Annotated in this window: 22 protein-coding genes; 13 read left to right on the plus strand and 9 right to left on the minus strand. The window is 67.2% G+C overall.

All coding sequences use genetic code 11. The features are described from left to right. Positions 1-130: 130 nt before the first annotated feature. On the minus strand, positions 131-2,143 hold the full coding sequence (locus tag ACFRAU_RS12290) for a M3 family metallopeptidase (RefSeq protein ID WP_378000136.1): 2,013 nt from the start codon (positions 2,141-2,143) through the stop codon (positions 131-133). Positions 2,144-2,244: 101 nt separating this feature from the next. Here ACFRAU_RS12290 and ACFRAU_RS12295 point away from each other — a divergent pair, with 101 nt between their 5' ends. After that, a complete protein-coding gene (locus ACFRAU_RS12295) occupies positions 2,245-3,495 on the plus strand; it encodes a CapA family protein (protein ID WP_378000137.1) in 1,251 nt (416 codons plus the stop codon). A 28-nt stretch (positions 3,496-3,523) separates the two neighbouring features. Here the strand turns inward: ACFRAU_RS12295 and ACFRAU_RS12300 are convergent, their stop codons facing one another. Both ACFRAU_RS12300 and ACFRAU_RS12305 read right to left on the minus strand, forming a co-directional pair. Further along, complete coding sequence (locus tag ACFRAU_RS12300; protein ID WP_378000138.1) at positions 3,524-4,276, minus strand: type 1 glutamine amidotransferase; 753 nt, start codon at positions 4,274-4,276, stop codon at positions 3,524-3,526. Continuing rightward, positions 4,273-5,562, minus strand: coding sequence for a MurT ligase domain-containing protein (locus tag ACFRAU_RS12305; protein ID WP_378000139.1), 1,290 nt, complete (start codon positions 5,560-5,562; stop codon positions 4,273-4,275). The genes ACFRAU_RS12300 and ACFRAU_RS12305 overlap by 4 nt, the downstream gene beginning before the upstream one ends. Positions 5,563-5,653: 91 nt before the next feature. Here ACFRAU_RS12305 and pdxT point away from each other — a divergent pair, with 91 nt between their 5' ends. The 9 genes from pdxT to ACFRAU_RS12350 all read left to right on the plus strand — a co-directional run bounded on the left by pdxT (position 5,654) and on the right by ACFRAU_RS12350 (position 15,626). Then, on the plus strand, positions 5,654-6,385 hold the full coding sequence (gene pdxT, locus ACFRAU_RS12310; protein ID WP_378000140.1) for a pyridoxal 5'-phosphate synthase glutaminase subunit PdxT: 732 nt from the start codon (positions 5,654-5,656) through the stop codon (positions 6,383-6,385). A 3-nt stretch (positions 6,386-6,388) separates the two neighbouring features. Beyond that, positions 6,389-7,144 carry a YebC/PmpR family DNA-binding transcriptional regulator gene (locus tag ACFRAU_RS12315; protein WP_378000141.1) on the plus strand — a complete coding sequence of 252 codons (756 nt, stop codon included), beginning with the start codon at positions 6,389-6,391 and terminating at the stop codon, positions 7,142-7,144. 31 nt (positions 7,145-7,175) lie between these two features. Beyond that, positions 7,176-7,754: a crossover junction endodeoxyribonuclease RuvC gene (ruvC, locus tag ACFRAU_RS12320; RefSeq protein WP_377994318.1), complete on the plus strand. Its 579-nt coding sequence runs from the start codon at positions 7,176-7,178 to the stop codon at positions 7,752-7,754. An 81-nt stretch (positions 7,755-7,835) separates the two neighbouring features. Continuing rightward, complete coding sequence (ruvA, locus tag ACFRAU_RS12325) at positions 7,836-8,483, plus strand: Holliday junction branch migration protein RuvA (protein WP_377994317.1); 648 nt, start codon at positions 7,836-7,838, stop codon at positions 8,481-8,483. Further along, the gene (gene ruvB, locus ACFRAU_RS12330) at positions 8,476-9,564 is read left to right on the plus strand and encodes a Holliday junction branch migration DNA helicase RuvB (protein WP_377994316.1); all 1,089 of its coding nucleotides are present in this window, start codon (positions 8,476-8,478) and stop codon (positions 9,562-9,564) included. The genes ruvA and ruvB overlap by 8 nt, the downstream gene beginning before the upstream one ends. Positions 9,565-9,751: 187 nt before the next feature. Further along, positions 9,752-10,150, plus strand: coding sequence for a preprotein translocase subunit YajC (gene yajC, locus ACFRAU_RS12335; RefSeq protein ID WP_378000142.1), 399 nt, complete (start codon positions 9,752-9,754; stop codon positions 10,148-10,150). A 98-nt stretch (positions 10,151-10,248) separates the two neighbouring features. After that, the gene (gene secD / locus ACFRAU_RS12340; RefSeq protein ID WP_378000143.1) at positions 10,249-12,006 is read left to right on the plus strand and encodes a protein translocase subunit SecD; all 1,758 of its coding nucleotides are present in this window, start codon (positions 10,249-10,251) and stop codon (positions 12,004-12,006) included. Next, positions 12,006-13,022: a protein translocase subunit SecF gene (secF, locus tag ACFRAU_RS12345; RefSeq protein WP_378000144.1), complete on the plus strand. Its 1,017-nt coding sequence runs from the start codon at positions 12,006-12,008 to the stop codon at positions 13,020-13,022. Before secD ends, secF begins: the two co-directional genes overlap by 1 nt. Positions 13,023-13,232: 210 nt before the next feature. Further along, a complete protein-coding gene (locus ACFRAU_RS12350; protein WP_377994312.1) occupies positions 13,233-15,626 on the plus strand; it encodes a RelA/SpoT family protein in 2,394 nt (797 codons plus the stop codon). Here ACFRAU_RS12350 and ACFRAU_RS12355 read toward each other — a convergent pair. The 3 genes from ACFRAU_RS12355 to ACFRAU_RS12365 form a co-directional block, all read right to left on the minus strand. Next, positions 15,507-16,271, minus strand: coding sequence for a hypothetical protein (locus tag ACFRAU_RS12355; protein WP_378000145.1), 765 nt, complete (start codon positions 16,269-16,271; stop codon positions 15,507-15,509). The two genes, ACFRAU_RS12350 and ACFRAU_RS12355, sit on opposite strands and share 120 nt — an antisense overlap. An 87-nt stretch (positions 16,272-16,358) precedes the next feature. Beyond that, positions 16,359-18,080: a DUF349 domain-containing protein gene (locus ACFRAU_RS12360; protein WP_378000146.1), complete on the minus strand. Its 1,722-nt coding sequence runs from the start codon at positions 18,078-18,080 to the stop codon at positions 16,359-16,361. 72 nt (positions 18,081-18,152) lie between these two features. After that, a complete protein-coding gene (locus tag ACFRAU_RS12365) occupies positions 18,153-18,971 on the minus strand; it encodes a peptidylprolyl isomerase (RefSeq protein ID WP_378000147.1) in 819 nt (272 codons plus the stop codon). A gap of 273 nt (positions 18,972-19,244) precedes the next feature. On the opposite strand from ACFRAU_RS12365, the gene hisS reads away from it, so the two are divergent. Then, positions 19,245-20,597 (plus strand): histidine--tRNA ligase, encoded by a 1,353-nt coding sequence (gene hisS / locus ACFRAU_RS12370; protein ID WP_378000148.1) that lies wholly within the window; start codon positions 19,245-19,247, stop codon positions 20,595-20,597. 1 nt (position 20,598) lies between these two features. Here hisS and ACFRAU_RS12375 read toward each other — a convergent pair whose 3' ends face one another. Then, positions 20,599-21,891: an APC family permease gene (locus tag ACFRAU_RS12375; RefSeq protein ID WP_378000149.1), complete on the minus strand. Its 1,293-nt coding sequence runs from the start codon at positions 21,889-21,891 to the stop codon at positions 20,599-20,601. Positions 21,892-21,990: 99 nt separating this feature from the next. Between ACFRAU_RS12375 and aspS the strand changes: the two genes are divergently transcribed. Then, a complete protein-coding gene (aspS, locus tag ACFRAU_RS12380) occupies positions 21,991-23,778 on the plus strand; it encodes an aspartate--tRNA ligase (protein WP_377994306.1) in 1,788 nt (595 codons plus the stop codon). 169 nt (positions 23,779-23,947) lie between these two features. Continuing rightward, positions 23,948-24,778 (plus strand): GNAT family N-acetyltransferase, encoded by an 831-nt coding sequence (locus ACFRAU_RS12385; RefSeq protein WP_378000201.1) that lies wholly within the window; start codon positions 23,948-23,950, stop codon positions 24,776-24,778. Between the two features lie 90 nt (positions 24,779-24,868). Here the strand turns inward: ACFRAU_RS12385 and ACFRAU_RS12390 are convergent, their stop codons facing one another. Further along, positions 24,869-25,072 carry a hypothetical protein gene (locus tag ACFRAU_RS12390; RefSeq protein ID WP_378000150.1) on the minus strand — a complete coding sequence of 68 codons (204 nt, stop codon included), beginning with the start codon at positions 25,070-25,072 and terminating at the stop codon, positions 24,869-24,871. Positions 25,073-25,100: 28 nt separating this feature from the next. Next, the gene (locus tag ACFRAU_RS12395) at positions 25,101-26,486 is read right to left on the minus strand and encodes an MFS transporter (protein ID WP_378000151.1); all 1,386 of its coding nucleotides are present in this window, start codon (positions 26,484-26,486) and stop codon (positions 25,101-25,103) included. Positions 26,487-26,491: the final 5 nt, after the last annotated feature.

The following is a 26,491-nucleotide window of genomic DNA, read 5'->3' on the forward strand; positions in this document are numbered from 1 at the left end:
CCTTCCAAGGTGACCGGCCGCCGTCGTCGTTTAAGCACTTGGAGTTTTTGTCCACATAATGGGACTTTGCCACCCCCGAAGTCGCGACAAATGGACAAAAACTCCAAGCCCTAAGGGGTGGTTGCCTTCGTTATTCGAGGCCGCGGCGCTTGAGTAACGGCTCGAGGGTGGCGTCGCGTCCGCGCAGGGTGCGGAACGACTCGAGCGGGTCGCGGCTGTTGCCGCGGGAGAGGAGTTCCGCGCGGAAACGGTCGCCGTTGGCCCGGTTGAGGCCGCCGTTTTCGGTGAACCAGTCCACGGTCTCGGCGTCCAGTACCTCGCTCCAGATGTAGGAGTAGTAGCCCGCAGCGTAGCCGTCGCCCGCGAAGATGTGCTGGAAATAGCCCGTCCGGTACCGCGGCGGAATCAGCGGATGAGCCACCCCGGCGGCGGCCAGGGCCTTCGCCTCGAACGCGAGGGCGTCCGCCGGAACGCCGTCGGCTTCCAGCACGTGCCAGGCCAGGTCAAGCAGCGCCGCGCCGAGGTACTCCGCGGTGGCGAACCCTTCGCCCCACAGGCGGGACGAATTGAGCCGGTCCACGATGTCCTGGGCCAACGGTTCCCCTGTGGCATGGTGGCGGGCGTAGTTGGCCAGCACCTCCGGCCACATGATCCACATTTCGTTGACCTGGGACGGGTACTCCACGAAGTCCCGCGGTACCGACGTGCCGGAGAAGCGTGGATAGGTGACGCTGGAGAACAGGCCGTGCAGGGCATGGCCGAACTCGTGGAACGCGGTGCGCACCTCGTCGAGCGTAAGCAGCGTCGGCTCGCCCGCGGGCGGCTTGGAGATGTTCAGGTTGTTGATGACCACCGGCTTGGTGCCCAGAAGTGCCGACTGGTCCACCAGGGAATTCATCCACGCGCCGCCCCGTTTGGTTTCGCGGGCGTAGTAGTCGCCCAGGAACAATCCCAGCTCTTTTCCGTCCGCGTCCCGGACCTCCCAGATCCGGACGTCCTCGTGATAGCCCGCGAGGTCCGCGCGCTCATGGAAGGTGATGCCGAACAGCGAGGTCGCGGCGAAAAACACGCCGTCCGTCAGCACCCGGTCCAGCTCGAAGTACGGCCTGAGGGCCTGCTCGTCCACGGCGTACCGTTCCCGTCGCACCTTGGCGGAGTAATAGGCCCAGTCCCAGGCCTCCAGCGGGTGGCCGGCTGTCTCGGCCAGGGCGGCAGCCTCGGCATCGGCGTTCCGGACGGCGGCGGGCGCCAGCCTGTTCAGCATGGTGCGGACCGCGCCGAAGTCCGGGGCCGTCTGCCGGTCCACCACTAGTTCGGCGTAGTTGGCGAAGCCCAGCAGGACGGCCTTTTCGGCGCGGAGCCGGACCATGGATTTCACGAGGTCGAGGACGTCGAGGTCACCGCCGGTGCTGCCGCGGGCCACAGAGGCCTCGAAGAGCCGCCGGCGCACGTCCCTGTTGTCCAGCGCGGCCAGGGCGGGCTGATTGCTTGGCTGGATGAGCGTCAGGAGGAACTTGCCCTCATGTCCGGCAACGCGCGCTGCTTCAGCGGCGCTGGCGATCTCGTCCGCGGGAAGGCCGGCGAGGTCATCGGCGCTGTCCAGCAGCAGGGCGGCGGACTTCATCGCTTCCTTGACGCGCTGCCCGAATTCTGTGCCTAGCCGGGACAGCTCGGCGTTCAGCAAACGGAGCCTGTCCTGGCCGGCGTCATCCAGCTGAATGCCGGACTGGCGAAATTCCTTGAGATACTCCTCCACCAGCCGTGCCGGTTCGGCGTCCAGGCCTGCGGTGTGCACGGCGGCGAACCGCTCGTAGAGCGGACGGTTGAGGTAGACGGCGTCCTGGTGGGCGGCGAAGCGGGGCGACAGTTCGGTTTCCAGCTTCCTGATGGCCTCGGAGGCGTCGGCCGAAACCAGGGTGAAGAACGACGCCGCGGCGCGGTCCAGCAGGCGGCCGGACCGTTCCATGGCCAGCGCGGTGTTCTCGAACGTGGCCGGCCCGGGGCAGTCCACGATGGCCTGGATCTCGGCCAGATGCTCGGCGAGTCCGGCATCAACCGCCTCGGCATAGTGGGCGTCGTCGATGTCGGCGAACGGCGGCAGTCCGAAGGGCAGGGCGCTGGGGGACAGGAGGGGATTGGTCATGAAGCAACCCTTTCATGCAGTCCTGCGGTGCACAACGTTTTGGGCGGCCCGCTGCGGGCCGGTTGCCCGGCGTCGGCGTTCCCCGGACATACGCTGGGGCCATGGGGAACAACAACATAGCTGGCCGTGCGCAATACGTGGCCGTCGCCGCACTGCTGACGGTGGCGCTGGCGTCCTGCGGCGTGATCGCCGAGCAGGCCAGGCCCGGCGGCGGGGCCACCGCAGCTCCAACGCCGACGGCGGCTCTAACGCCGACGGCGACCCCCAGCCCGAGTGCCGCAGCCACGCCCACGCCGGGGGCCGGCCCCGTATGCACGGCGGTCCGCTGCACGTCCGTCCTGGTCACCGGTGACATGCTGGTCCACGCCCAGCTCTGGCAACAGGCCCACGAGGACGCTGTGGCCGGCGGCGTCAAAGGGCTCGACTTCGGTCCGCTGCTGGAAGGCCAGCGGCGCTACATCGAGCAGAGCGACCTCGCCATCTGCCACCAGGAAACGCCGGTGGCCCCGCCCGGTGGCCCGTTCTCCGCATACCCGTCCTTCAACGTCCCGCCGCAGATCGCCGCGGCCGCCAAAGCCGTCGGTTACCGGGCCTGCACCACGGCCAGCAACCACACCATCGACCAAGGCACCGAGGGCCTCACCAGGACACTGGACGTGCTGGACGCAGCAGGGCTGGAGCACACCGGCTCCTACCGGACGCTGGCTGAGTCCCGCGGCATCCTCATCCTGCAGACTGAAGCCGCCCGGATTGCGGTCATCGCGGGCACCTACGGGCTCAACGGCCAGGCCCCGGAACAGCCGTGGCAGGTGGACATGCTCGACGCCCCTGCCATGATCGCCAAAGCCAAGGAAGCCCGGGAGCAGGGCGCGGACATCGTGCTTGCCGCCATGCATGCGGGGGACGAGTACTCCAGCGCCCCCAACGCGCAGCAGCTGCAGGTGGCGCACGCGCTGGCGGACAGCGGGCAGTTCACCATGGTCTACGGGCACCACACGCACTCGGTGCTCCCCGTCGAAAAGTACAAGGGAACATGGATCGCCTACGGGCTGGGCAATGGCGTGACGGAACTCTCTCCGGCGTACGTGGTCAACAACGAGGGCCTGCTGCTCCGGGCACAGTTCAGCCAGGACAGTGCCGGCAGGTGGACCGCATCCGACGTCGCCTGGGCACCGTCGGTCATCGTCAGCGCCCCCTACCGCTGGTGCTCCGTGGCCGCGGACGCCCCGCAGGGCGTCTGCGCCAGTCCAGCGGCCGACGCCGACACCCGGCTGCGGACCAAACAGGTGGTGGAGTCCATGGGCGCGGTGCAAGCCGGAGCCCACGAGCTGCTGGTCACCAAGGACCGGTGACAGGAGAGACAGCCCGGCCGGGCAGCCCCTAGCGAGGCCGGCGGGCAGCGTGCTCGCGGGCCAGGACGGCGTAGCGGTCGTCCGCTTCGCCGGGCGTGAAGGTTCCGTACTTGCGTTCGACGGCGGTCCGGATCAGGAAGTCGGCGATCGCCGGGTTCTTGGGCAGCAGGGAACCGTGCAGGTAGCTGGCCACGATGTTCCGGTACCGGGCGCCCTCCTGGCCATCGCTGCTGTTGTTGCCGGTGCCCTTCGCCACTGTCCCCAGAGGTTCGACGCCGGGGCCCAGGGTGGTCTGGCCGCTGTGGTTCTCGTAGCCGAGCACTTCGCCGAACTCGGCCGTGGTTACCCTGACGTTGCCGATCAGCCGCTCATCCGTGCCGTGGGTCTCCACGTCCAGAACGCCGATGCCGGGAATGACCGGGCCGGAGCGGGTCTTGAAGAAGCGGCCGAAAAGCTGGTAGAGCCCGCAGATGAGCAGCATCGGCGTGCCGTCCTCGGCCATCCCCTTGAGGAGGCCGGCCCGGGACTGGAGGTCATCCTGGATGACGAGCTGGCCGCTGTCCTGACCGCCACCGCCCAGGATGATGTCCACGCCCTCCGGGAATTCGTCGCCCACGTTGTACTCGAGCAGTTCCGGCGTGTAGCCGTGCCACTTGAGGCGCTGCTGCAGCACGAGCGCGTTGCCCCAGTCGCCATAGATGTTCATCTCCCGCGGGTACAGCTGGAGGACCCGGATGGTTCCCTTTGGTGCGGCGGTGCCGGCGGTCGGTTCGGGGGTCAAGAGACCACCTCCACTGTAGTGATTTTGGACAGCTCACGGCGGATGGCGAGCATCGCGGTGTAGGTGCAGAAGACCCGCTTCGGCCTGCCTTTGCCCTTGCGGATGAAGTCGGCCAGGGCGGCCGGGATGTCGGTATCCGCCGCCCCGATCTGCACTTCGTCGTACTGCAGGCGCAGGGCCATGTCGTACGCACGGGAGCCCGTGACCTGGTCCACGCCTTCTGCGCGCAGTGAGTCGAAATCGACGTCCCACAACCAGGACATGTCGCGGCCGTCAGCGTAGTTGTCGTTGATCGCGATCATGGTGGCGTAGCCGCCCGAGGGGAACGACTTGAGGCCCAGCCGGAAACCGCTGGGGTTCTTGACCAGGACCAGATCCAGCGGGAGCCCGTCCACGGTGAGGCTTTCGCCGCGTCCGAACGCCGGGGCCACCTCGGACAGGGCCTTCAGGAGGGTGCCGTGGTCCGCCGTGGCGGCGCCGCTGCCACAGATGCTGCGGGCCAGGGCCAGCGCGGCCGCGGCGTTGAAGATGTTGTAGACGCCACGGAGCTTCATCCCGGTGGTGACCGTGACGCCGTCGTACTCAAAATCGGCGTCATCGGCACCCACGCGGCGGAGGACGACGTCGGCCAGCGGCCGTTCCGGCACCGCGGGTACGGGGCTGCCCGGCCCGGCGCGTAGTTCATCGTCGCTGGGGAAGGTGCCCAGCAGGGAGTCGTCCAGGCCAAAGTAGAGGACCTCGGGACCCTGCAGCGTATCGGCGATCCGGGCCACCCGCGGGTCCTCGCGGTTCAGCACTACAGTCCCCGTGGTCTTGGAGGCGATGTGCTGGAGGAGCTGGGCGGTCTTGTCGATCTCACCGAAGCGGTCCAGCTGGTCGCGGAGGACGTTCAGCAGCAGGCTGTAGCGCGGCGGGACCCGGTTGACGAAGTGCACGGCGTGGGCCTCATCCAGTTCCAGCACGGCGATGTCGGCGTCGAGCCGTCCCCGCCAGTCGACATCGCCGAGCAGGGCAGCCGCCACGCCCCGGGTGAAGTTGCTGCCGGTGCGGTTGGTGAACACCTTCAGGCCCTGGCTTTCGAGCAGCTCCACCACCATCTTGGTGGTGGTCGTCTTGCCGTTGGTGCCGCTGACCACGGCCACGCCGTGGGGAAGGGTGGACAGGGTCCGCTGCATGAAGCCGGGATCGATTTTTTCGACCACCAGGCCGGGGAATGCAGAGCCTCCGCCCCTGAGCCGGGAAACCCGGCGGACGAACTTGCCGAGCGGAACGCTGAGGGAAAACATGCTCTGTAATATATCCCAGCAGCGGCATGCAATGTGGCGGGCCCCCGACGGCGGGACCGTCGGTTTGTGCCCGGGACACTATGCTGTTTAGATGACCAATTCCCTTTCCAGCGCCCTTCCGCGCCCGGCCGGCGTGGCCAAAAAGCCCGGGTCTGGCCTGCGCATCGGCGTTCTGGCGCTCCAGGGTGACTTTCGTGAGCACCTCCGGGCGGTCGAGACCGCCGGCGCCGCCGGCGTGGGCGTCCGCCGCCCGGCCGAGCTCGAAGGACTCGACGGGCTCATCATTCCCGGCGGCGAGTCGACGGCCATCGACAAGCTGGCCCGCGCCTTCGATCTGGCGGAGCCGCTGCGTCGGCGGATCGCCGGTGGCCTCCCGGTGTACGGCTCCTGCGCGGGCATGATCCTGCTGGCGGACGACATCGCCGACCCCGCGGCGGACCTGGCCGGAAACCCGCAGCAGACGTTCGGCGGCCTGGATATCACGGTGCGCCGCAACGCATTCGGCCGGCAGCGCGAGTCCTTCGAGACCGACCTCGACTTCAAGGGCCTGGAGTTCAGCGCCACAGAGCAGGGCGTGGCGCCGGTTCACGCGGTGTTCATCCGCGGCCCCTGGGTGGAGCGCGTCGGACCAGGCGTCGACGTCCTGGCGCAGGTGGAGCCGGCGGACCAGGAGCACGCCTCCCACGCGGCCGGTCTGCAGGGGACAGCTAGAATTGTTGCAGTGCGTTCAGGCCAACTGCTGGCCACCTCATTCCACCCGGAAGTGACAGGGGAGAAGCGCGTGCATGAACTTTTTATCCGCATGATCAGAGGAGAAGCGTAAAGCATGTCAGGCCACTCCAAATGGGCAACGACCAAGCACAAGAAGGCCATCATTGATAGCCGCCGGGCAAAGTCGTTCGCCAAGCTGATCAAGAACATCGAAGTCGCGGCCCGCATGGGCGGCCCGGACCTCGCCGGCAACCCCGGACTCGAACTGGCCGTCACCAAGGCCAAGAAGACGTCGGTTCCGAACGACAACATTGACCGCGCCATCAAGCGCGGCGCCGGGCTCACCGGCGAGGTCGTGGACTACACAGAGATCATGTACGAGTGCCGGGGCCCGCAGGGCTCGGCGCTGCTGATCGAGTGCCTTACCGACAACAAGAACCGTGCCGCGTCCGAGGTCCGGCTGGCCATCTCGCGCAACGGCGGTACCATCGCCGACCCGGGCTCGGTCAGCTACCTGTTTACCCGCAAGGGCGTGGTGACGCTGCCCAAGAACGACCTCACCGAGGACGACGTCCTCGTGGCCGTGCTGGATGCCGGTGCCGAGGAAGTCAAGGACAACGGGGACACCTTCGAGATCCACTCCGATCCGAAGGACTTGCAGGCCGTCCGCGATGCCCTCAAGGAAGCCGGCATCGACTACGACACCGACGAAGCCGAGTTCGTGCCCTCCATGGAGGTGCCGCTGGACCTCGACGCCGCCAAGAAGTTCATGAAGCTCGTTGACGCCCTTGAGGACCTCGACGACGTCCAGAACGTCTACAGCAACGCTGACCTCAGCGACGAAGTTCAGGCAGCCCTGGAAGCCGAGTGATTCTCCGCGTGGCGGACCGGGGCGGTTGCACGTGACGCTGCGCGTACTGGGCATCGACCCCGGGCTGACCCGCTGCGGCATCGGCGTGGTGGACGTCGAAAAGAACCGCCGCGCCACCATGGTGGCCGTCGGCGTGGTGGGAACGTCCCCCGAGGAAACACTCGACCAGCGGCTGCTGGTGATCGCCCTCGCCATCGACGACTGGCTCGACCGCTACGAGCCGCATGTGCTCGCGGTGGAACGCGTCTTCTCGCAGCTCAACGTCAGCACGGTCATGGGCGTAGCCCAGGCCTCCGGCGTCGTCATCGCCGCCGCCGCCCGGCGCGGCATCCCCGTGGCGCTGCACACGCCGTCGGAGGTGAAGGCGGCGGTGACGGGCAGCGGTTCCGCCAACAAGGAAGCCGTCACCAAGCTCGTCACCAAGATTCTCCGACTTGACGCGCCCCCGCGCCCCGCGGACGCGGCGGATGCCCTGGCCCTCGCCATCACGCATGCCTGGCGGGCAGGCGGCGGCGCATCCGTCGCCACCACCGGTCCCGGCAGCCAGTCGCTGACCCCGGCCCAGCGCGCCTGGGCTGAGGCGGAGGCCAAGGCGCGCCGTGCGCGCTGAATGTCGCCGGCCCTTGCTAGGGTATTCGTAGATATGTTCGGATAGTCGGTTTTTGCCGGCGCAAGTTCAGGAGCCCCGGCCTTGATTAGTTTTCTCCGCGGAACCGTGGCGCACGTCGGACTGTCCACCGCCGTCATCGATCTCAATGGCGCCGGCATGAGCGTCTACGCGACGCCGCGGACGCTCAGCAACCTGCGGACCGGCGAGGAGGGGAAGCTTTTCACCTCACTGATCGTCCGGGAGGACTCCCTGACCCTGTTCGGCTTCGCCAGCGACGACGAACGGGAAGTTTTCGACGTCCTGCTCAGTGTCAGCGGTGTGGGTCCGCGGCTCGCCCTCGCGGTCCTCGCTGTGCATGATCCTGAGGCCATCCGTGTGGCCGCGCACACCGAGGACAGCAAGACTTTCACCAAGGTCCCGGGGATCGGCCCGAAGGTTGCCGGGCGCATCGTCCTGGAACTCGCCGGGAAATTGGTTCCGCACGGCACGGCTGCTCCCGCCGGAGCTCCCGCTCCGTCATCCGAAGGGGTCTGGAAGCCGCAGGTCGTGGCCGCCATGACCAGCCTGGGCTGGTCCGAAAAGGACGCCTCCGGCAGCATCGACAAGGCCCTGGCAGATGCCCCGGACCTCGCCGGCGAAGGCAATGTTGCCGAGATCCTGCGCACCACGCTGCGCTGGCTCGGCCAGGACGGAGCGCGGGCAGGCAACAGGGTAGGCAGCCGTGGCTGAGCCGTCCCTGGTCGCCGGGGGAGAAGAGCCGGAAGAACGGGCCATCGAGGCAGCGCTCCGGCCCAAGAACCTCGACGACTTCGTGGGTCAGCACAGGGTCCGCAAACAGCTGTCCCTGGTGTTGAAGGCATCCCGGATGCGCGGGCGCAGCGCAGACCATGTGCTCTTTTCCGGACCCCCCGGCCTCGGCAAGACCACACTCGCCATGATTGTTGCTTCGGAGATGAACGCGCCGCTGCGGATCAGCAGCGGCCCGGCCATCCAGCACGCCGGAGACTTGGCCGCCATACTTTCCTCGCTGTCCGAAGGCGAAGTCCTCTTCCTGGACGAGATCCACCGAATGTCCCGCCCGGCCGAGGAAATGCTCTACATGGCCATGGAGGACTTCCGCGTTGACATCGTGGTGGGCAAGGGCGCCGGGGCCACGGCCATTCCGCTGGAGCTGCCGCCCTTCACGCTGGTGGGTGCCACCACCCGTGCCGGGCTCCTTCCGGGTCCGCTCCGGGACCGCTTCGGCTTCACGGGGCATCTGGAGTTTTATTCGGTGGAGGAGCTGGAGCTGGTGCTCCGCCGGTCTGCCGGCCTTTTGGACCTGAAGGTAAACTCGGCCGGCTTCACTGAGATCGCCGGCCGCTCACGCGGCACGCCCCGTATCGCCAACCGGCTGCTGCGGCGGGTCCGGGACTGGGCGCTGGTCCACGGCATCGAACAGATTGACGCCCGGTCAGCCTCCGCCGCGCTGGACATGTACGAGGTAGACAAGCGCGGGCTGGACCGGCTGGACCGTTCCGTGCTGGAGGCGCTGATTACAAAATTCGGCGGCGGTCCGGTGGGCCTGTCCACCCTTGCCATTGCCGTGGGGGAAGAGCCGGAGACTGTAGAGACGGTTGCCGAGCCGTACCTGGTCCGGGAAGGGCTGCTGGGCAGGACGCCGAGGGGTCGGATCGCCATGGCCCCGGCATGGGCGCACCTTGGACTGGCAGCACCGGCAGGAGTCTTTGGCCAGGAGACCCTGAACCTTTTCGAAGCCGGGCCGGGCGATGAACAATCGTCATCCGAATGGGTTTCCAACACCCAATAGCAGCGCCCTCCCAGCTTTTCCCTCTAGACTGGAGAGACGCTCGGCACGTCCGGGCTTTGTTTCCGTGTCCCGCTTCGGCGGGCCGCCCGCGGCCGGTCTGCCGTGTCAGGGCGGGCAGCCCGGTGCAAAGCGGACGTCGTCGTACACCAATACGCCAGTACAGATCGGAAACTTCCCCGTGGATCCAATGAACATCGTCTTGTTCGCCATGCTCGGACTATTTGTCTTCATGATGTTCCGCCGCAACAAGAAGACCAAGGAGCAGCAGGCAACGCTGCAGTCCCAGTTCGAGCCTGGGGTCGAGGTCATGACCAGCTTCGGTCTGTTTGGCCGGATTGTCTCCATGGATGACGAAGAGAACAAAGTGGTGCTGGAACTCTCTCCTGGCAACCTCGCCACAGTCCACCGCCAGGCCGTGACCAAGATCGTGGAGCCCGCCGCCGAAGCGCAGGCCCTTCCCGATGAGGCGCTGGCCGTTCGCGATGACGCCTCGTCTCTGGCGGCTGATGAAAAGGCAATCGCGGCCGACGAGACGCCGGACGAAACCCTCAAGCGCCTCAATGACGAGGGCAAGAAGGACATCTAGTCCGCCGCTTCCGCACAACAGCTGTCTACGGCTGCGGAGCCGCCGGCTGCGACAAGGCTCGCTCCGGCGGCCCTCCGCAATTAATAGAAAGATAGGCAATGGCACGAACTGGCCGCAATAAACCATCCCTTCGGGTGCTGGTCTGGCTTGGCGTAATCCTGGCTGCCATGACGGCCGTCCTTGCGGGCGGCACAATGTCCGGGGTTGCCAGCTGGAGCCCGAAGCTTGCCCTGGACCTGGAGGGCGGCACCCAGATGATCCTGGCTCCCAAGATTGAGGGTGGCTCGGACATCAACGAGGAGCAGCTCAACCAGGCGGTGGCCATCATCCGCCAGCGCGTGGACGGCTCGGGTGTCGCAGAGGCTGAAATCAGCACGCAGTCCGGCCGGAACGTGGTGGTGAGCCTTCCCGGTACGCCGTCCACGGAGACCCGCGCCCTCATCCAGGCTTCCGCGGACATGAACTTCCGCCCCGTCCTCGTCACCGGCGCGGGTGCGGCGGTTCCCGCCGCGCAGCGGACACCTGCTGCCCAGCTGCCGAAGCCGACGGCCAAGCCGACCAACGCCAGCGATTCGAACTGGATCACCGCGGACGTCCAGAAGCAGTTCGAAGCCCTCGACTGCGACAACCCGGCGCAGGACAAGCAGCAGCGTTCCGACCCGGCCAAGCCGCTGGTCACCTGTGAGCCCGCCACCGACCAGACTCCTGCGATCAAGTACATCCTGGGGCCGGTCGAGGTCAAGGGTGTGGAAATCCAGGGCTCGACGTTCCAGCTTCAGCAGGGCGCCCAGGGTGCCGTCACCAACGAATGGGCTGTGAACATCCAGTTCAACGCGGAGGGCACGGCCAAGTTCAAGACGGTCACCGAACGCCTCAACCAGTTCTATGTTGCTGCCGGCGGTGAGACCGGCAGCGACCCCAAGTCGCAGTTCGCCATCGTCCTGGATGACCAGGTCATTTCGGCCCCGCGGTCCCAGGCCGTAATCACCGATGGTCGCCCGCAGATCACCGGCGGCTTCACGGAAAAGTCCGCCAAGGCGCTATCCGACCAGCTCCGGTTCGGTGCCCTGCCCATCAGCTTCGACATCCAGAGCGAACAGCAGATTTCCGCCACCCTCGGTGGTGAGCAGCTCCGGATGGGCCTGCTCGCGGGCCTGATCGGTTTGCTGCTGGTGGTTGTCTACTCGCTGTTCCAGTACCGCGCGCTCGGATTTGTCACCATCTTCTCGCTCGTGGTGGCGGGTGCGCTCACCTACCTTGCCATTGCCATCCTCGGCTGGACCGAAAACTACCGGCTGTCCCTCGCCGGCGTCGCCGGTCTCATCGTGGCCATCGGCCAGACAGCTGACTCGTTCATCGTTTACTTCGAACGCATCCGCGATGAGCTCCGCGAAGGCCGGGGCCTGGTGTCGGCAGTGGAGAACGGCTGGAAGCGGGCCAAGCGGACCGTCCTGGCATCCAAGGCGGTCAACCTCCTGGCTGCACTCGTGCTGTACTTCGTGGCCGTCGGCAACGTGCGGGGTTTTGCCTTCACGCTCGGCCTGACCGCCATCGCCGACCTCATCGTCGTGTTCATGTTCACCCACCCCACGCTGCAGCAGCTGGCCAGGACCCGGTTCTTTGGCGAAGGCCACAAGTTCTCCGGCCTTGACCCCGAGCGTCTCGGCGCGGTGCCGCTCTACCGCGGCGCCGGCAGGCTCCGCAGCCCCGAGGACAAGCCGTCAGTGGTGCGCGCCAAGAACACCGGAGCTGCGGCTGAGGCTGAGCGCCGGATGACCATCGCTGAACGCCGTCGCGCGGAGCAGCAGGAGCAGCTCGCCGGTTCCTCCAAGGGCCCGGCCAAGGAGGGCAAGTAATGTCCAGTTTCGCGAAATTCGGTAACGAGCTCTACACGGGCAAGCGTTCCTACGACTTCGTCGGGGCCAAGAAAATCTGGTTCATCGTGGCCGCTGTGGCGGTTGCGCTGTCCATCCTGATCCCGGTGGTCAAGGGTGGCTTCAACCTGGGCATTGAGTTCCGTGGCGGTTCCGAGTTCACGGTGTCCAACGTCAAGACCACCGAAGCAACCGTGGGTGAGAAGGCTGTCCACGACGTCGTTCCGGGCAGTGTGCCGCGCGTCGCCAACGTCGCCGGAACCACCATGCGAATCCAGACGGACAAGCTCTCCGACGACGAGACCATCAAGATCAAGGAAGGCCTCACCAAGGCCTACGGCGTGACCGACAACGAGGTGACCTCCACTTTCGTCGGACCCACCTGGGGAGCCGACGTCACTAAGCAGGCCCTGATCGGCCTCGTGGTCTTCGTTGCCCTCGCGACGGTCCTGATGGCGCTCTACTTCCGGACCTGGAAGATGTCACTCTCGGCGATTGCGGGCATGCTCGTCACGATGTTCATCACGGCCGGTGTCTACGCCCTGAGCGACTTCGAGGTAACGCCGTCGGCGATAATCGGGTTCCTTACCGTGCTCAGCTACTCGCTGTACGACACCGTGGTGGTGTTCGACAAGATCCGTGAAAACACGGCCGATATCGACTCCTCCACGCGCCGGACCTTCGGCGAGGAAGTCAACCTGGCGGTCAACCAGACCCTGGTCCGCTCCATCAACACCATGATGGTGGCCATCCTGCCCGTCGGGGCGATCCTGTTCATCGGGGCCGGCCTGCTGGGCGCCGGTACCCTGCGCGACCTTTCACTGGCACTGTTCGTCGGGATCCTGATCGGCACCGCCGCGACGATCTTCATCGCGGCGCCGATGTACGCCTGGCTGCGCCAGGGCGAGGCGCCGCTGGTCAAGCAGGCCCAGCGTGTCAAGCAGCGCCGCGCCGACGCTGCTGCCAAGGCTGCGGCCGCCGAGCCCGCGAAAGCATAGGCCCCCGCAAAAGCGCAGAACCCCAAGACCGGATGCCGTCAGCGTGACGGCGTCCGGTCTTGGCGTTATGTACGCCTGTGCCGGACTTGCCGGGCCGCGCGCATAGCGGGCTGCGCAACCGGCTGCGCCGTTGGTGACGGACGCGGTTATCGGTCGGGCCCGGAGCGGGAATACACTGGGATAATTAAACGGGTCGTGAGGGGTACTTCATTGGAAGAAGGTTCGACGTCGGCGCCATCGGCAGCCGGAGGCAACGGTCCGGGCCAGGGACAACAGACTGGCCTGGTGGCTGCCGGGCGCCCGGCACCCGGCGTGCCCGTCGACAACTCCGGCGTCCGGCCCACATTCCCGGGCCGGCGTGAGCGCACCAGGTCCCGCCTGGCCCGGCTGACGGGCCGCAGCACCGCGACCTATTCGCCCATCCTGGAGCCGCTGCTGCGGACCGTGCGGGCGAACAACCCCAAGGAAGACTTCGACCTCATCCAGCGCGCCTTTGTGGTCGCGGAACAGAGCCACCGCGGGCAGAAGCGCAAGAGCGGTGATCCTTACATCACCCATCCCGTCGCCGTCGCGACGATCCTTGCGGAACTGGGCCTCAGCGGCACCACCCTGGCCGCGGCGCTGCTCCACGACACAGTGGAGGACACGCCCTACACCCTTGAGGACCTTCGGGCAGACTTCGGCCCTGAAGTGGCCATGCTGGTCGATGGCGTCACCAAGCTGGATAAGGTCAGCTTCGGCGAGGCAGCCCAGTCCGAGACCGTCCGCAAGATGGTCGTGGCCATGGCCAAGGACATCCGCGTCCTCATGATCAAACTCGCGGACAGGCTCCACAACGCGCGCACGTGGCGTTTCGTCTCCGCGGAATCGTCGGCCCGCAAGGCCCGGGAAACGCTGGAAATCTTCGCGCCGCTGGCACACCGGCTGGGCATGAACACCATCAAGTGGGAGCTTGAGGACCTGTCCTTCGCGGCGCTCTATCCCAAGGTGTACGAGGAAATCGTCCGCATGGTGGGCGACCGCACGCCGGAACGCGAAAAGAGCCTCAGCGTGATTCGGAACCAGATCGCCGACGACCTGCGCACGGCAAGGATCAAGGCCACGATCACCGGACGGCCCAAGCACTACTACTCGATTTACCAAAAGATGATCGTTCGGGACAAGGACTTCGACGACATCAACGACCTCATGGGCGTCCGGGTCCTGGTGGACTCGGTCCGGGACTGTTACGCCGCCCTGGGCACCCTGCATTCGCGCTGGAACCCGCTGCCTGGCCGGTTCAAGGACTACATCGCGATGCCGAAGTTCAACATGTACCAGTCCCTCCACACCACGGTGATCGGCCCCGGCGGCAAGCCGGTTGAAATTCAGATCCGCACGCATGAAATGCACCGCCGCGCGGAGTACGGTGTGGCCGCGCACTGGAAGTACAAGGACCAGCCGAACCGGACCGCCACCGGACCCGGCAGCCCGCGCGACGGCGACATGGGCTGGCTGCGCTCACTCGTGGACTGGCAGCAGGAGACCTCCGACCCCGGGGAGTTCCTCGACTCCCTCCGGTTCGAAATCAACGCCCGCGAAGTCTTCGTGTTCACCCCGAAGGGCGAGGTCATGGCGCTGCCGGCCGGCTCCACCCCGGTGGACTTCGCCTATGCCGTGCACACAGAGGTGGGCCACCGCACCATCGGCGCCCGCGTTAACGGCAAGCTCGTGCCGCTCAACAGTGAGCTTAACCATGGCGACTGGGTGGAGATCTTCACCTCGAAGGCCGAGGGTGCGGGCCCCAGCCAGGACTGGCAGCACTTCGTCAAGAGCGCCCGGGCACGCAACAAGATCCGGCAGTGGTTCAGCAAGGAACGCCGTGAAGAGGCGATCGACCGCGGCAAGGAGCTGCTGACCCGCGCCATGCGGAAGCAGAACCTTCCGCTGCAGCGTCTGATGACGCACGACGCGCTGGCCGCCGTCGCCGAGGACTTCAAGTACGTTGACATTTCCGGACTGTACGCCGGAGTGGGCGACGGCCACACCTCCGCGCAATCCGTCATGGAAAAGCTCGTCGAGAGCCTTGGCGGCAACGAAACACCCGATGACGACCTCACGGAAGTCAGCATTCCCACCCAGGTCAGCAAGGCCCGGTTCTCGGATTCCGGCGTGGTTGTCCGCGGCGTGGGCGACGTCTGGGTCAAGCTGGCCCGCTGCTGCACCCCCGTGCCGCCGGACCCGATCCTTGGCTTCGTGACGCGCGGCTCGGGAGTGTCGGTGCACCGGACCGACTGCACCAACGTGGCCGGCCTGAAAGACCAGCCTGACCGGATTGTCGACGTCGACTGGGCGCCGACGCAGTCGAGTGTGTTCCTGGTGGAGATCCAGGTGGAGGCGCTGGACCGGAAGTCCCTCCTCTCCGACGTGACGCGGGTGCTGTCCGAAAACCACGTGAACATCCTGGCGGCCAGCGTCCACACATCCACGGACCGCGTGGCCATCTCAAAGTTCGCCTTCGAGATGGGCGACCCGAAGTACCTCAGCCACGTGCTCAGTGCCGTACGGAGGATCGACGGGGTGTTCGACGTCTACCGGACCACGGGGAACCGCCGGAGAAGCTAGCAGCGAGAGCTTCTCCAGGGCTGCGTTCTTGTGCGGCAACCGGGGCATCGCCTCCACCGCCAGGACAAGTAGCCGGAGCCTGACATCGAGCTCGGGCTTGTCCAGGAGCAGCCGCAGGGCCGGAACGGCCCTCTCGGCCTCCACGTGCAAGGCGATGTCCAGTGCTGTCCTGAGCGGACTTGAGACCATCAGGCCGCCCAGGCTGACGACATCGAACGGCCCCAGCCGGACCTCGTGAAGCGTGCAGCCACGGGTGGAGCGAAGGCTGGAGATCCGGCGTTTGGCGTCCACCAGAAGGGCCAGCCGGTCCGGTTCGCGGGCGCAGCCGTAGATCCAGGCTGCCGTCATCCGTCCAGCCACCACACGCCGGCGGACCGGCGGGGGCACCCCGTGGGCCGCGGCACGCGCCCGCAGCTGTGGGGAGGCTGCCGTCCCGGGAACGGTGTAGCCGTGCTGGTAAAGCTGCGTGAGCACGCCGTCGGCCGCCATGGACTGGAGCTCCGGCCAGGTGAAAGGAAGCCCCGGCGAATAGAGCTCCAGCAGCTGGGCGGGGGAGTCCGCGGGCGGGGAGCCGCCCCGGGCCTGTGTAGCATGGGCCTGAAGCACAGCTGTCTGCGAAACAGGGGGCTGGGAGAACGGTGCCATTCCGTCATCCTGCCGGAAGCGGCGTTAACGGGTAAGGCCCCGCCCCGGCTATGTGGATAACCGGAGCGGGGCCCTTGCCGAAACTGGCTAGGAGAGCTCGCTCGCTGAACGCTGAATCTGGTCCAGCCACGCCTGGCGGGCCTCCAGGGCTTCCCTGGCAGCCTTGATCTTGCGCTGGTCGCCTGCCTTCTCTGCGTCGGCCAGGTCATCCTTCAAGCCGGCGATGGCGGATTCGAGCTGGCTCAGGGCGCTGTTGGTCCGCGCCTTGGTCTCCGGGTTGGAGCGCTGCCACTTCTCGTCCTCGGCCTGGCGGACGGCATCCTCGATCCGGCGCAGCCCGGCCTCGATCCGGCCCATGTCCGCGCGCGGAACCTTGCCGGCCTCTTCCCAGCGGTCGTGGATGGACTGCAGCGCCTTCTTGGCAGCCGTGATGTCCCTGACCGGAACGATGGATGATGCTTCCTCGAGGAGCGCCTCCTTGACCACCAGGTTCGCCGCGTACTCCTGGTCGATCTCGTCGTTGGCGGCCTGGCGCGAACTGAAGAAGACGTCCTGCGCGGCGCGGAACCGGGCCCACAGGGCGTCGTCGTCCTTGCGGCTGGCGCGCGGTGACGCCTTCCAGTCGTCCATCAGCCGGCGGTATTCCCCGGCAGCGAAACCCCAGTCCGTGGACGAGGACAGTGCCTCGGCCTCCGCAATCAGCTTCTCCTTGGCGGCCTTCGCCGCCGAGTTGTTGCTGTCCAGCTGGGAGAAGTAGGCGCGGCGGTGCCGGTCGAAGACGGTCCGGGCGGCGCGGAAACGCTTCCATAGGGCGTCCTCGTTGCTGCGGCCCAGCCGTACCCCGCTCTTCTGCGCGGCCTTCCAGCTTTCAAACAGCTCGTTCATGCGCGCGCTGGACGTCTTCCACTGAACCTGGGCCGGATCGGTGCCGGAGATCGCCTCGGCCTCGGCCACGATGGCCTCGCGGGCGGCCAGCTCGGCGGCACGAACGGCGTCGTGCTGCGCCTTTTCCGCCTTCTCCAGCTCGGTGATCTGGGTGGCCAGGGTGTCCAGCCGGCTCTCCGCAGAACGGATGTCGCCCACCATGTTCCGTTCGGCGAGTTGCTCGTGCAGGTGCGTCACGGTCTTCTGCATGTCCGTGGTGGGGGCCTTCGAGGCCACCCGCTGTTCCAGCAGGACAATCTGGGCGACGACGTCGTCATACTTCCGCGCGAAGTAGGCCAGGGCTTCGTCGTTGCTGACGTCCGGGTACTGGCCGACCGGGTGCTCTTCGCCGTCGATGGTCAGGAACACGTGGCCGTCGCCCTCAACGCGGCCCCAGCGGGCGGCTTCGGCCAGCGAGGTGGCGGGCGGTGCCTGCACCGGTGTCACCGTGGCAGCAGGACCGGCCTTGGGCCGGCCGGCAAAAGCGGCGGGCGTCGGCGCGGGCCGGGGTGTCGGCGTCGGACGCGGTGACGGTGCGGGGCTGGGTGCCGGGGCTTCCTGCGCAGCCTCGGGCTGCGGGCTGGCGGCGGCTTCGGCCGGGGCAGCGTCCTCCTGTGCCGTGTCTTCCCGCGCCGTGTCCTCCTGCGCAGCCTCGGGCTGTGGGCTTTCCGGCGTGGCTTCGGGCTGTGCTGCCTCCTCGGCCGTTTCTGCAGGCTGCGTGGCCTCGGGCTGCTCTGCAACCACAGGCGCAGCCGCATCCGCGGCCTGCACCGCCTCGGCGGGCTGCACCGCCTCGGCGGGCTGCACCGCATCCACGGATTCGGGGGAAGCCTGGACCTCGGTCACTTCGGCTGCTGTTTCGTCGGATTTCTGACTGTCTGTCACCGCTAAAAGTCTTTCGCTTGGAGGAAGATACTCATTCATAAGTCGCCCGTGGCGGCTGGCGCCACGAGGTTCCTACCTCAGAGAAAACGAGTCTATCGTGACTGCTTCCGCAGGTGCGCCGTCCGTGTCACTTTGGCCAGGCTTAAGACCCGCAGTCGCAATCTTCGTCACGACGTTAAGGCCCGAGGTCACCTTGCCCACGATGGTGTAGCCACCTGCAGAGTCCGCCGGGATGACGGTGTCCTTGTAGACAATGAAGAACTGCGTGCCGTTGCCGTAGGCGTTGTTGCCCGTTCGGGCCACCGCAATGGTTCCGGCAGGGTACTTGTTGTTTGCCGGCGTGTTCTCCAGCGGACCCCACGTGTAATTGGGGTCGCCCTGGCCATCGCCGGTCTTGGAGCCGCACTGCAGGACGCCGAAGTTCTCGGCGGTGGTGAGGCGGTGGCAGCTGACGCCCTTGTAGTAGTTCTGGTCGGCCAGGGACTTGAACACCGCGGCGGCCTGCGGGGCCTTGGTGCCGTCCAGCTGCACACCCAGGGTGCCGCTGTTCAGCTTCAGTGACCCGGTGAACGTCTTGCCGGCCGCCGTCGCGGGCTTGGGGATGTTTGCCGCATTGGTCTTCGCGGCAGTCGGAGTGGCGGAGGCGGAGGGGGCGGCCGACGGCGTGGCCAGGCCCGCCTCGGCGGCGGCGAATTCCTCTTCGGTCGGATTCGCGGCAAACACCGTTAGTTGAAGTACGACGGCGAGCACCACCGCCGCGGCTCCCGCACCTCCCGCTATCAGGTTGTCCCGCTTGCGGCGTTTCTCCTGGTCACGACGAAGCTCGCGTTTGGCCTCCATCTGCTGGATGCGCCTCTTGGCTTCGCGTGTTTCGCGTGGACTGGCCGCCACGGGTCCTCCTCATCGATCGGACTGCCCGGGCAGGCCCTGAAGGCATCCCCGGCTGCAGATTATGCTGCTGCAGATTTGAACTGCGGCAGCCCGCCGTCGCCCGTCCTCCCGCATTAGAGATGCAGGCGCCGAAAGCATAAACTGACTGCCGCACATAAGTTTATGCAGAACAGGCTGGACTCCCGCCGCTGCCGCAGCTGTTTGATTCAAAATGGCGACGCGGAATTTGGCGCAGCGGCGCCGGCCTTCGTTTACCTGAGGAGAAACTCCACCATGGCACGCACCGCCTCCCTGTCCGGATTCCCCGAGTGGCTTCCCGAGGAGCGGCTGGTGGAGCAGCATGTCCTGGACACGCTGCGCCGCACCTTCGAACTGCATGGTTTCGGCTCCATTGAGACCCGCGCCGTGGAAACCGTGGGCCAGCTGCTCCGCAAGGGCGAGATCGACAAAGAGGTCTACGGCCTGAGCCGGCTCCAGGACGATGAGGGAGAGGAAGCCAAGGGCAAGCACGATCCGCACGCCCTCGCCCTGCACTTTGACCTCACCGTGCCCTTCGCCCGGTACGTCGTGGAAAACGCCGGGTACCTGGCTTTCCCCTTCCGCCGTTACCAGATCCAGAAGGTCTGGCGCGGTGAACGCCCGCAGGAAGGCCGTGCCCGTGAGTTCACCCAGGCGGACATTGATGTGGTGGGTGACGGCGACCTGCCCTTCCGCTACGACGTCGAGATCGCTTTGGTCATCGCCGAGGCGCTGGGCGCCCTGCCGATCCCGGAGTTCCGCCTGCGCATCAACAACAGGAAGCTCGCCGAAGGCTTCTACCGCGGCATCGGCCTGACGGATACTGCGGGAGTGCTCCGCAGCATCGACAAACTGGAAAAGATCGGTCCGGAGAAGGTGGCCGAGCTCCTCAAGTCCGAGCTTGGCGCCACGGACGAGCAGGCACAGGCGGCCCTGAAGCTCGCCGGCATCAAGACCGAGGACACGTCCTTCGCGGCGCAGGTACGCTCGCTCGGGGTCAGCAACGACCTCCTCGAGGAGGGCCTGAACGAACTCGAGCAGGTGATCGAGGCCGCCGTGAAGCGGGTTCCCGGCAAGGTTGTGGCCGACCTCAGCATCGCCCGCGGACTGGACTACTACACCGGAACCGTCGTGGAAACCGTCCTGGTGGGCCACGAGCAGCTCGGCTCGATCTGTTCCGGCGGCCGCTATGACGCCCTGGCGAGCAAGGGCAACCGGAAGTTCCCCGGCGTGGGGCTGTCCATCGGTGTGACCCGGCTCGTCTCGCGCATCCTCAGCCAGGACCTGGCCAAGGCCTCCCGTTCCGTGCCCACGGCGGTGTTCGTGGCGCTCACCTCGGACGGGAGCTGGGGCGAGGCCCAGGACGTGGCTACGGAGCTGCGCAGCCGCGGCATCCCTGCCGAGGTTGCCGCCAAGGCGGAGAAGTTCGGCAAGCAGATCAAGTTCGCAGACCGCCGCGGCATCCCGTTCGTCTGGTTCACGGACGAGGAGGGCAAGCACCAGGTGAAGGACATCCGCTCCGGCGTGCAGGTCGACGCCGATCCGGCGACGTGGACGCCGTCGGACGAGGACATCCGCGTCCAGGTGCTCGCCGCGCACGCCTCTTGAGCTAGCGTTTCCCGAGCCGCCGTAGCCGTCGCCTCCGGAACGTCAGAACAACGGCGCGCCCGGCGAGTCCGGCGGCCATAACCGCTGCCATGCCGAGCGCCGAGGCAGCCGGCAGGGTGAACGCCAGGACCAGGCACCCGGCCAGCCCTGCGGCATTGAGCCACCTGGGCGCGTGCCGGTGCCGGTCCCGGAGCGTGAACGCGGCGGCATTCGTCACGGCGTAATAGAGCAGGACGCCGAAGCTGGAAAAGCCGACCACCGTCAGCACGTCGGTGGTGAGCAACAAGAGAACGACGACGGCGGCCACCGCCAGTTCGGCGGCCACCGGCACCGGATGGTGTCCGCCCAGCCGTGCCAGGGGGCCGGGAAGGTCGCGTTCGCGGGCCATCGCCATGGCCGTCCGGCCCACGCCCGTGATGAGGGCCAGCAACGCGCCGAGTGATGCGGCGGCGGCACCTGCCTGGACGAAAGGGGCTCCGGCGGCCAGCCGGGACTGCTCCACGGCGTCGAGCAGCGGCGCCGTCGATGAGGCCAGCACCTGTACCGGAAGATGCGCCAGAAGCACTGCGCCCAAGAGCAGGTAGATGACAAGCGCGCCGGCCAAGGCACCAAGGATGGCCCGCGGAATGACGCGCGCCGGGTCCTTGACCTCCTCGCCGAGCGTGGCAATGCGGGCGTAGCCCGCAAAGGCGAAGAACACCAGGCCTGCGGCGGGGAGGATGCCCCAGAAGCTGGCGGCCGGTCCGGGAAAGGCGCCGGCCGGTCCGGAAACTGTCCCGCCATCGGCAACATGCGGCCCCAGGATGCTCGCCGCGGCCACGAAGGCCAGGGTGGCCAGGACCAAGGCCAGCAGGATGCGCGTCAGGAAGGCGGTCCGGGTGATGCCCAGCAGGTTCACGCCGGTCAGTGCGGCCACCGCTGCGACGGCCACGGGGGTGGCGTAGCCCGGCGCGACGTACTGGCCGAAGGTCAGGGCCATGGCCGCGCAGGAGGCCGACTTGCCGGTGACAAAACCCCAGCCCGCGAGGAAGCCTGGCCACTCGCCCAATTGCTTCCGCCCGTAGACGTACGTTCCGCCGCTCTGCGGAAATTTCGCCGCGAGCTGCGCCGAGGCGACGGCGTTGCAATACGCCACGGCACCGGCCAGGGCGATGGCCACCAGGAGCAGCTCCCCGGCCAGCCGGGCAGCCGGTGCGAAGACGACAAAAACGCCGGCGCCAAGCATGGATCCGAGCCCGATGGCTGTTGCGTCCGCCACACCAAGTCTTCGTTGCAGCTGCTGGTGCTTGGTCATGGCGGGGCAGGAACCTTTCAAACGGGTAAACTCGGACGGGATCGTTTCCGCAACGATCGTCTTTAAACTTCATTCTGTCTTCCTTCTGAAAGGAATGCTGTGCTGCGCACACATGACCTCGGATCCCTTCGCTCCGAGCACATTGGACAAACCGTAACCCTGGCAGGCTGGGTTGGCCGCCGTCGTGATCACGGTGGTGTCGCATTCGTCGATCTGCGTGACGCCTCCGGCGTGGCGCAGGTGGTGGTCCGTGAGGAAGAGGTCTTCCACGGGCTGCGCAACGAATACGTGCTCCAGGTGACCGGCACGGTCTCCAAGCGCCCGGAAGGCAACGAGAACCCAGGCCTGGCCTCCGGCGAGGTGGAGGTCATGGCGGACAAGGTGGTCATCCTCAACACCGCGGACGCGCTGCCGTTCCAGATCGACGAGCACGTTGAGGTGGGCGAGGAGGCACGCCTGAAGCACCGCTACCTGGACCTGCGCCGCCCCGGTCCCGCCCGCAACCTGCGCCTGCGCTCGGAGGCCAACCGCGTGGCCCGCGAGCTGCTCCACCAGGACGGCTACGTGGAGATCGAGACCCCGACGCTGACCCGTTCGACGCCGGAAGGCGCCCGCGACTTTGTGGTCCCCGCACGCCTCGCGCCGGGTTCCTGGTACGCGCTGCCGCAGTCCCCGCAGCTGTTCAAGCAGCTGCTGCAGGTGGGCGGCTTCGAAAAGTACTACCAGATCGCCCGCTGCTACCGCGACGAGGACTTCCGCGCGGACCGCCAGCCCGAGTTCACCCAGCTGGATATCGAGGCCAGCTTCGTGGACCAGGACGACATCATTTCGCTGGGCGAAAACATCGTCAAGGCGCTGTGGAAGCTGATCGACGTCGAGATCCCCACCCCCATCCAGCGCATCACGTACGCCGACGCCATGGCGCGGTACGGCTCAGACAAGCCGGACCTCCGCTTTGGCGTGGAGCTCACCGAGCTGACTGAATTCTTCAAGGACACCAACTTCGGCGTTTTCAAGGCCCCGTACGTCGGCGCCGTGGTCATGCCCGGCGGGGCATCCCAGCCGCGCCGCACCCTGGACGGCTGGCAGGAATTCGCCAAGCAGCGCGGTCACAAGGGTCTGGCGTATGTCCTGTTCAAGGAAGACGGCGAGCTGGCCGGTCCGGTGGCCAAGAACCTGACGGACACTGAGCGTGCAGGCCTGGCCGGTGCCGTAGGCGCCAAGCCCGGCGACTGCATCTTCTTCGCCGCCGGTGAGAAGTCCGCAGCCCGCGCCCTGCTCGGTGCCGCCCGCGTCGAGATCGGCCACCGCACCGGCCTGATCGACCCCAGCGCCTGGGCCTTCTGCTGGGTGGTGGACGCGCCGATGTTCGAGCCCGCCGCCGCAGCCGTGGCTTCCGGCGACGTGGCCGTGGGTGCCGGCAAGTGGACGGCCGTCCACCACGCCTTCACCTCGCCCAAGCCCGAGTTCCTTGACACGTTCGACAAGGACCCGGAATCGGCCCTGTCCTACGCCTACGACATCGTCTGCAACGGCAACGAAATCGGCGGCGGTTCCATCCGTATCCACGAGCGCGATGTCCAGGAACGGGTATTCGAGCTGATGGGCCTGGACCGGGCGGACGCGCAGACCAAGTTTGGCTTCCTGCTGGAAGGCTTCAAGTTCGGTGCCCCGCCGCACGGCGGCATCGCCTTCGGCTGGGACCGCGTGGTGGCCCTCCTGGCAGGCGTGGAGTCCATCCGCGACGTAATCGCGTTCCCGAAGACCGGCAACGGCTACGACCCGCTGACCCAGGCTCCCGCGCCGATCACGCCGCAGCAGCGCAAGGAAGCCGGCGTCGACTTCAAGCCTGAGGCCAAGAAACCGGAAGAGAAGAAGGCCGACTGAGCCGCGCGGCCCGACGCGTGAGTTTACGCCAAGCTTAACCAGGAGCAGGAGGCTCCCCGGATCTGTACTGCAGATCCGGGGAGCCTCCTGCCGTTGACGAAGGAGTGCCACGGCCGTGACCGACCTGCCGGATGCCGACCTGCCAGATGCAGCTGTGCCGGGTACAGCCATGCCCGACCTGGAAACCGCCATGGATGCAGCCTGGCCCGCACCGGACCGGGAGCCGTCCGGCGGCTGGGTTCTCCGCGCGGCCGCGGGCGTGACCCAGCGCGCCAACTCCGTCTGGCCGCGGTCGGAACCCCTGGGCACGAGGGACGAACGGCTCACTGCCCTGCGGGATGCCCGGGCCTGGTACCGCCGCCGCCGGCTACCGGTGATCTTCCAGGTGTTCGACACGCCGGGAAGCTCCGCGCTGAATGCCGTCCTGGATGAGGAAGGGTTCAGCCGGCAGTCCGAGACGCTGATCATGCTGCGGAAAGCTGACATGGCACCGGCGGCCGGCGTGGATGTACCGCAACCCAGTGCCGGCGTCGAAATTACCGGGCAGCCATCGGCCGAGTGGCTGGAACTCTGGTGGTCCGTGGACGGCCGCGGCGGCGCCGCGGAATTGGAGACTGCCCGTGCCGTCCTCACCGGCTGCCCGGCGCTGTACGCCCTGGTGAGGGACGACGACGGCCAGCCGGCCGCCGTCGGACGCCTTGCCGTTGTGCCGGGCGCGGGAGTTGATCCCGGCGGTGCAATTGTTCCTGGCGTGGCAGCCAGCTGGGGCGGGCTGTACTGCATGGCCACCAGGCCCGACGCCCGGCGCCGGGGCTTCGCCAGCCGGGTCCAGCAGGCTCTGTTCCGTGAGGGTGCGGCGCGGGGGCTGGCAGGCTACTGGCTGCTGGTCATGGCGTCGAACGCCGCGGCCCGGGAGCTGTACTCCCGGGCAGGTTTCACTGAGGTGGCCCGCTATTACTACCGGCAGGAGCGGCCGCGGCGATCCCTGACCGGCTGTTGACCCGCCGTTTCGACGGTTCCCCGCCCACACGACGATGCGCAACGTCTTGCGGGCAGGGAACCGTCGAAACGGCGCGGAAGCAGCGCGGTGTTACGGGCCCTCGGTCAGATAGTGCAGGCCCATCCATGGGGCGGTGACCAGCTCGCCGTCGTGCTGTGGCTTTGCGGACTGTGCCTCGGCAACGAACGCTTGCGTGGTGGCTTGCGGCTCCTGCGGGCGGGTCGCCGGCAACCGGGGGACCTGGAGCGGCCAGTGGTGCGGGTACCTGATGCGGTGGCTGGTGTGTTGCGTCATGGTCTTTCCTTCCTTGCGGCCCAAAGGCTCAGCGGTGCTGGAGGGCGGGCTGCGCTTCGGCCTGCCGCCGGCGTGCGGTACCCGCCAGGTAGGGTCCGCCGAGCTCTTCGATCGGCGTGGCGGCGGTCTCGCGGGACCAGAACGCGGATCCTGCGGCGATGAGCATGCAGACAGTGCCGAAGATGGCCACGGGCACCCAGCCCCAGGCCCCGGGGGCCAGCAGCATCCCTGCGATCATCGGGCCAAAGCCGGCGAGGACCAGGCCCAACTGGTTCCCCAGCGCCATGCCGGAGTAACGGACGGGAGCTGCGAACTGTTCGGCGAAGAACGCCGGCCAGACGCCGTTGAAGCCGGAGTACAGCACCGTCATGTTCAGGAATGCGGCAAGGAACACCAGCACGATATTGCCGGAGGAGAGCGCCAGGAAGTACAGGAAGATCGTGATGGAGCAGCCGATCGCGGCGGTCAGCAGGAGGGGGCGCCGCCCGATCCGGTCGGACAGCCTGGCGGCGAGCGGCATGGCGAACATGGACAGACCGATGGCCACGGCGTTCACGGTCAGGATGGCGGCCCGGTCGAACCCGGCGCCGGCCGTGGCGTAGGCGAGTCCAAAGACCGTGAAGATGGTCTGCATGACGGACATGATGGACATGCCCGCCACCCGCAGCACATCCGGGGCCTGGAAGCGGAGTACTTCCTTGAGGGGCATCGGGGCCACCTGGCGCTGTTCCTGCGCTTCCTCGAAGACCGGGGTTTCATCCAGGTGCGTGCGGACCCAGTACGCGATGGCCAGCACCACGATGGAGAGCCAGAACGGGATGCGCCAGCCCCAGCTCATCATGGCCTCGCGGGGCAGTGATGTCACCGGGATGAAGACCAGCGTGGCAAGCACCATGCCGGAGGCGTACCCGGTCATCACGAAACTGGTGAAGAACCCGCGCCGGCCCTCGGGCGAGTGTTCCAGCGTCAAGGTGGACGCGCCCGCCGATTCCGCGCCGGCCGAGAAGCCCTGCGCCAGCCGGCCCGCCACCAGCAGGATGGGGGCCCAGACGCCGAGCTGGCCGTAGGTGGGCAGGAAACCGATGCCGAGGGACGCCAGGCCCATGATGCCGAGGGTCAGCAGCAGGATCTTCTTGCGGCCCAGCTTGTCGCCGAAGTGGCCCATCACCAGGCCGCCAACAGGCCGCGCCACATACGCGACGCCGAAGGTGGCGAAGGCGCCGATCAGCCCGATGGCCGGGTCCGCTGAGGGGAAGAACAGGTGGGGGAACACGAGGGCTGCCGCGGTGCCGTAGATGAAGAAGTCGTAGTACTCCAGCGTGCTGCCGAGGAAGGACGCCAGGGCGGCTTTGCGGGGCGTCTTGCGTTGAACCGGGGTCTCGTGCGGAACCTGCGGTGATGGGGTAGTGGTCACGGGAA

Origin of the sequence: Arthrobacter sp. NPDC056691 (assembly GCF_042791415.1) — a bacterium.
Classification (GTDB): Bacteria; Actinomycetota; Actinomycetes; order Actinomycetales; family Micrococcaceae; genus Arthrobacter.

What these genes read in the sequence shown, in the direction of transcription:
- ACFRAU_RS12290 (WP_378000136.1), bottom strand. Translation starts at nt 2,143, where the DNA reads ATGACCAATCCCCTCCTGTCCCCCAGCGCCCTGCCCTTCGGACTGCCG.
- ACFRAU_RS12385 (WP_378000201.1), top strand. Translation starts at nt 23,948, where the DNA reads ATGCCCGACCTGGAAACCGCCATGGATGCAGCCTGGCCCGCACCGGAC.
- yajC (WP_378000142.1), top strand. Translation starts at nt 9,752, where the DNA reads ATGAACATCGTCTTGTTCGCCATGCTCGGACTATTTGTCTTCATGATG.
- secD (WP_378000143.1), top strand. Translation starts at nt 10,249, where the DNA reads ATGGCACGAACTGGCCGCAATAAACCATCCCTTCGGGTGCTGGTCTGG.
- ACFRAU_RS12355 (WP_378000145.1), bottom strand. Translation starts at nt 16,271, where the DNA reads ATGGCACCGTTCTCCCAGCCCCCTGTTTCGCAGACAGCTGTGCTTCAG.
- pdxT (WP_378000140.1), top strand. Translation starts at nt 5,654, where the DNA reads ATGACCAATTCCCTTTCCAGCGCCCTTCCGCGCCCGGCCGGCGTGGCC.
- ACFRAU_RS12295 (WP_378000137.1), top strand. Translation starts at nt 2,245, where the DNA reads ATGGGGAACAACAACATAGCTGGCCGTGCGCAATACGTGGCCGTCGCC.
- ACFRAU_RS12305 (WP_378000139.1), bottom strand. Translation starts at nt 5,562, where the DNA reads ATGTTTTCCCTCAGCGTTCCGCTCGGCAAGTTCGTCCGCCGGGTTTCC.
- hisS (WP_378000148.1), top strand. Translation starts at nt 19,245, where the DNA reads ATGGCACGCACCGCCTCCCTGTCCGGATTCCCCGAGTGGCTTCCCGAG.
- ACFRAU_RS12375 (WP_378000149.1), bottom strand. Translation starts at nt 21,891, where the DNA reads ATGACCAAGCACCAGCAGCTGCAACGAAGACTTGGTGTGGCGGACGCA.
- secF (WP_378000144.1), top strand. Translation starts at nt 12,006, where the DNA reads ATGTCCAGTTTCGCGAAATTCGGTAACGAGCTCTACACGGGCAAGCGT.
- ACFRAU_RS12390 (WP_378000150.1), bottom strand. Translation starts at nt 25,072, where the DNA reads ATGACGCAACACACCAGCCACCGCATCAGGTACCCGCACCACTGGCCG.
- ACFRAU_RS12315 (WP_378000141.1), top strand. Translation starts at nt 6,389, where the DNA reads ATGTCAGGCCACTCCAAATGGGCAACGACCAAGCACAAGAAGGCCATC.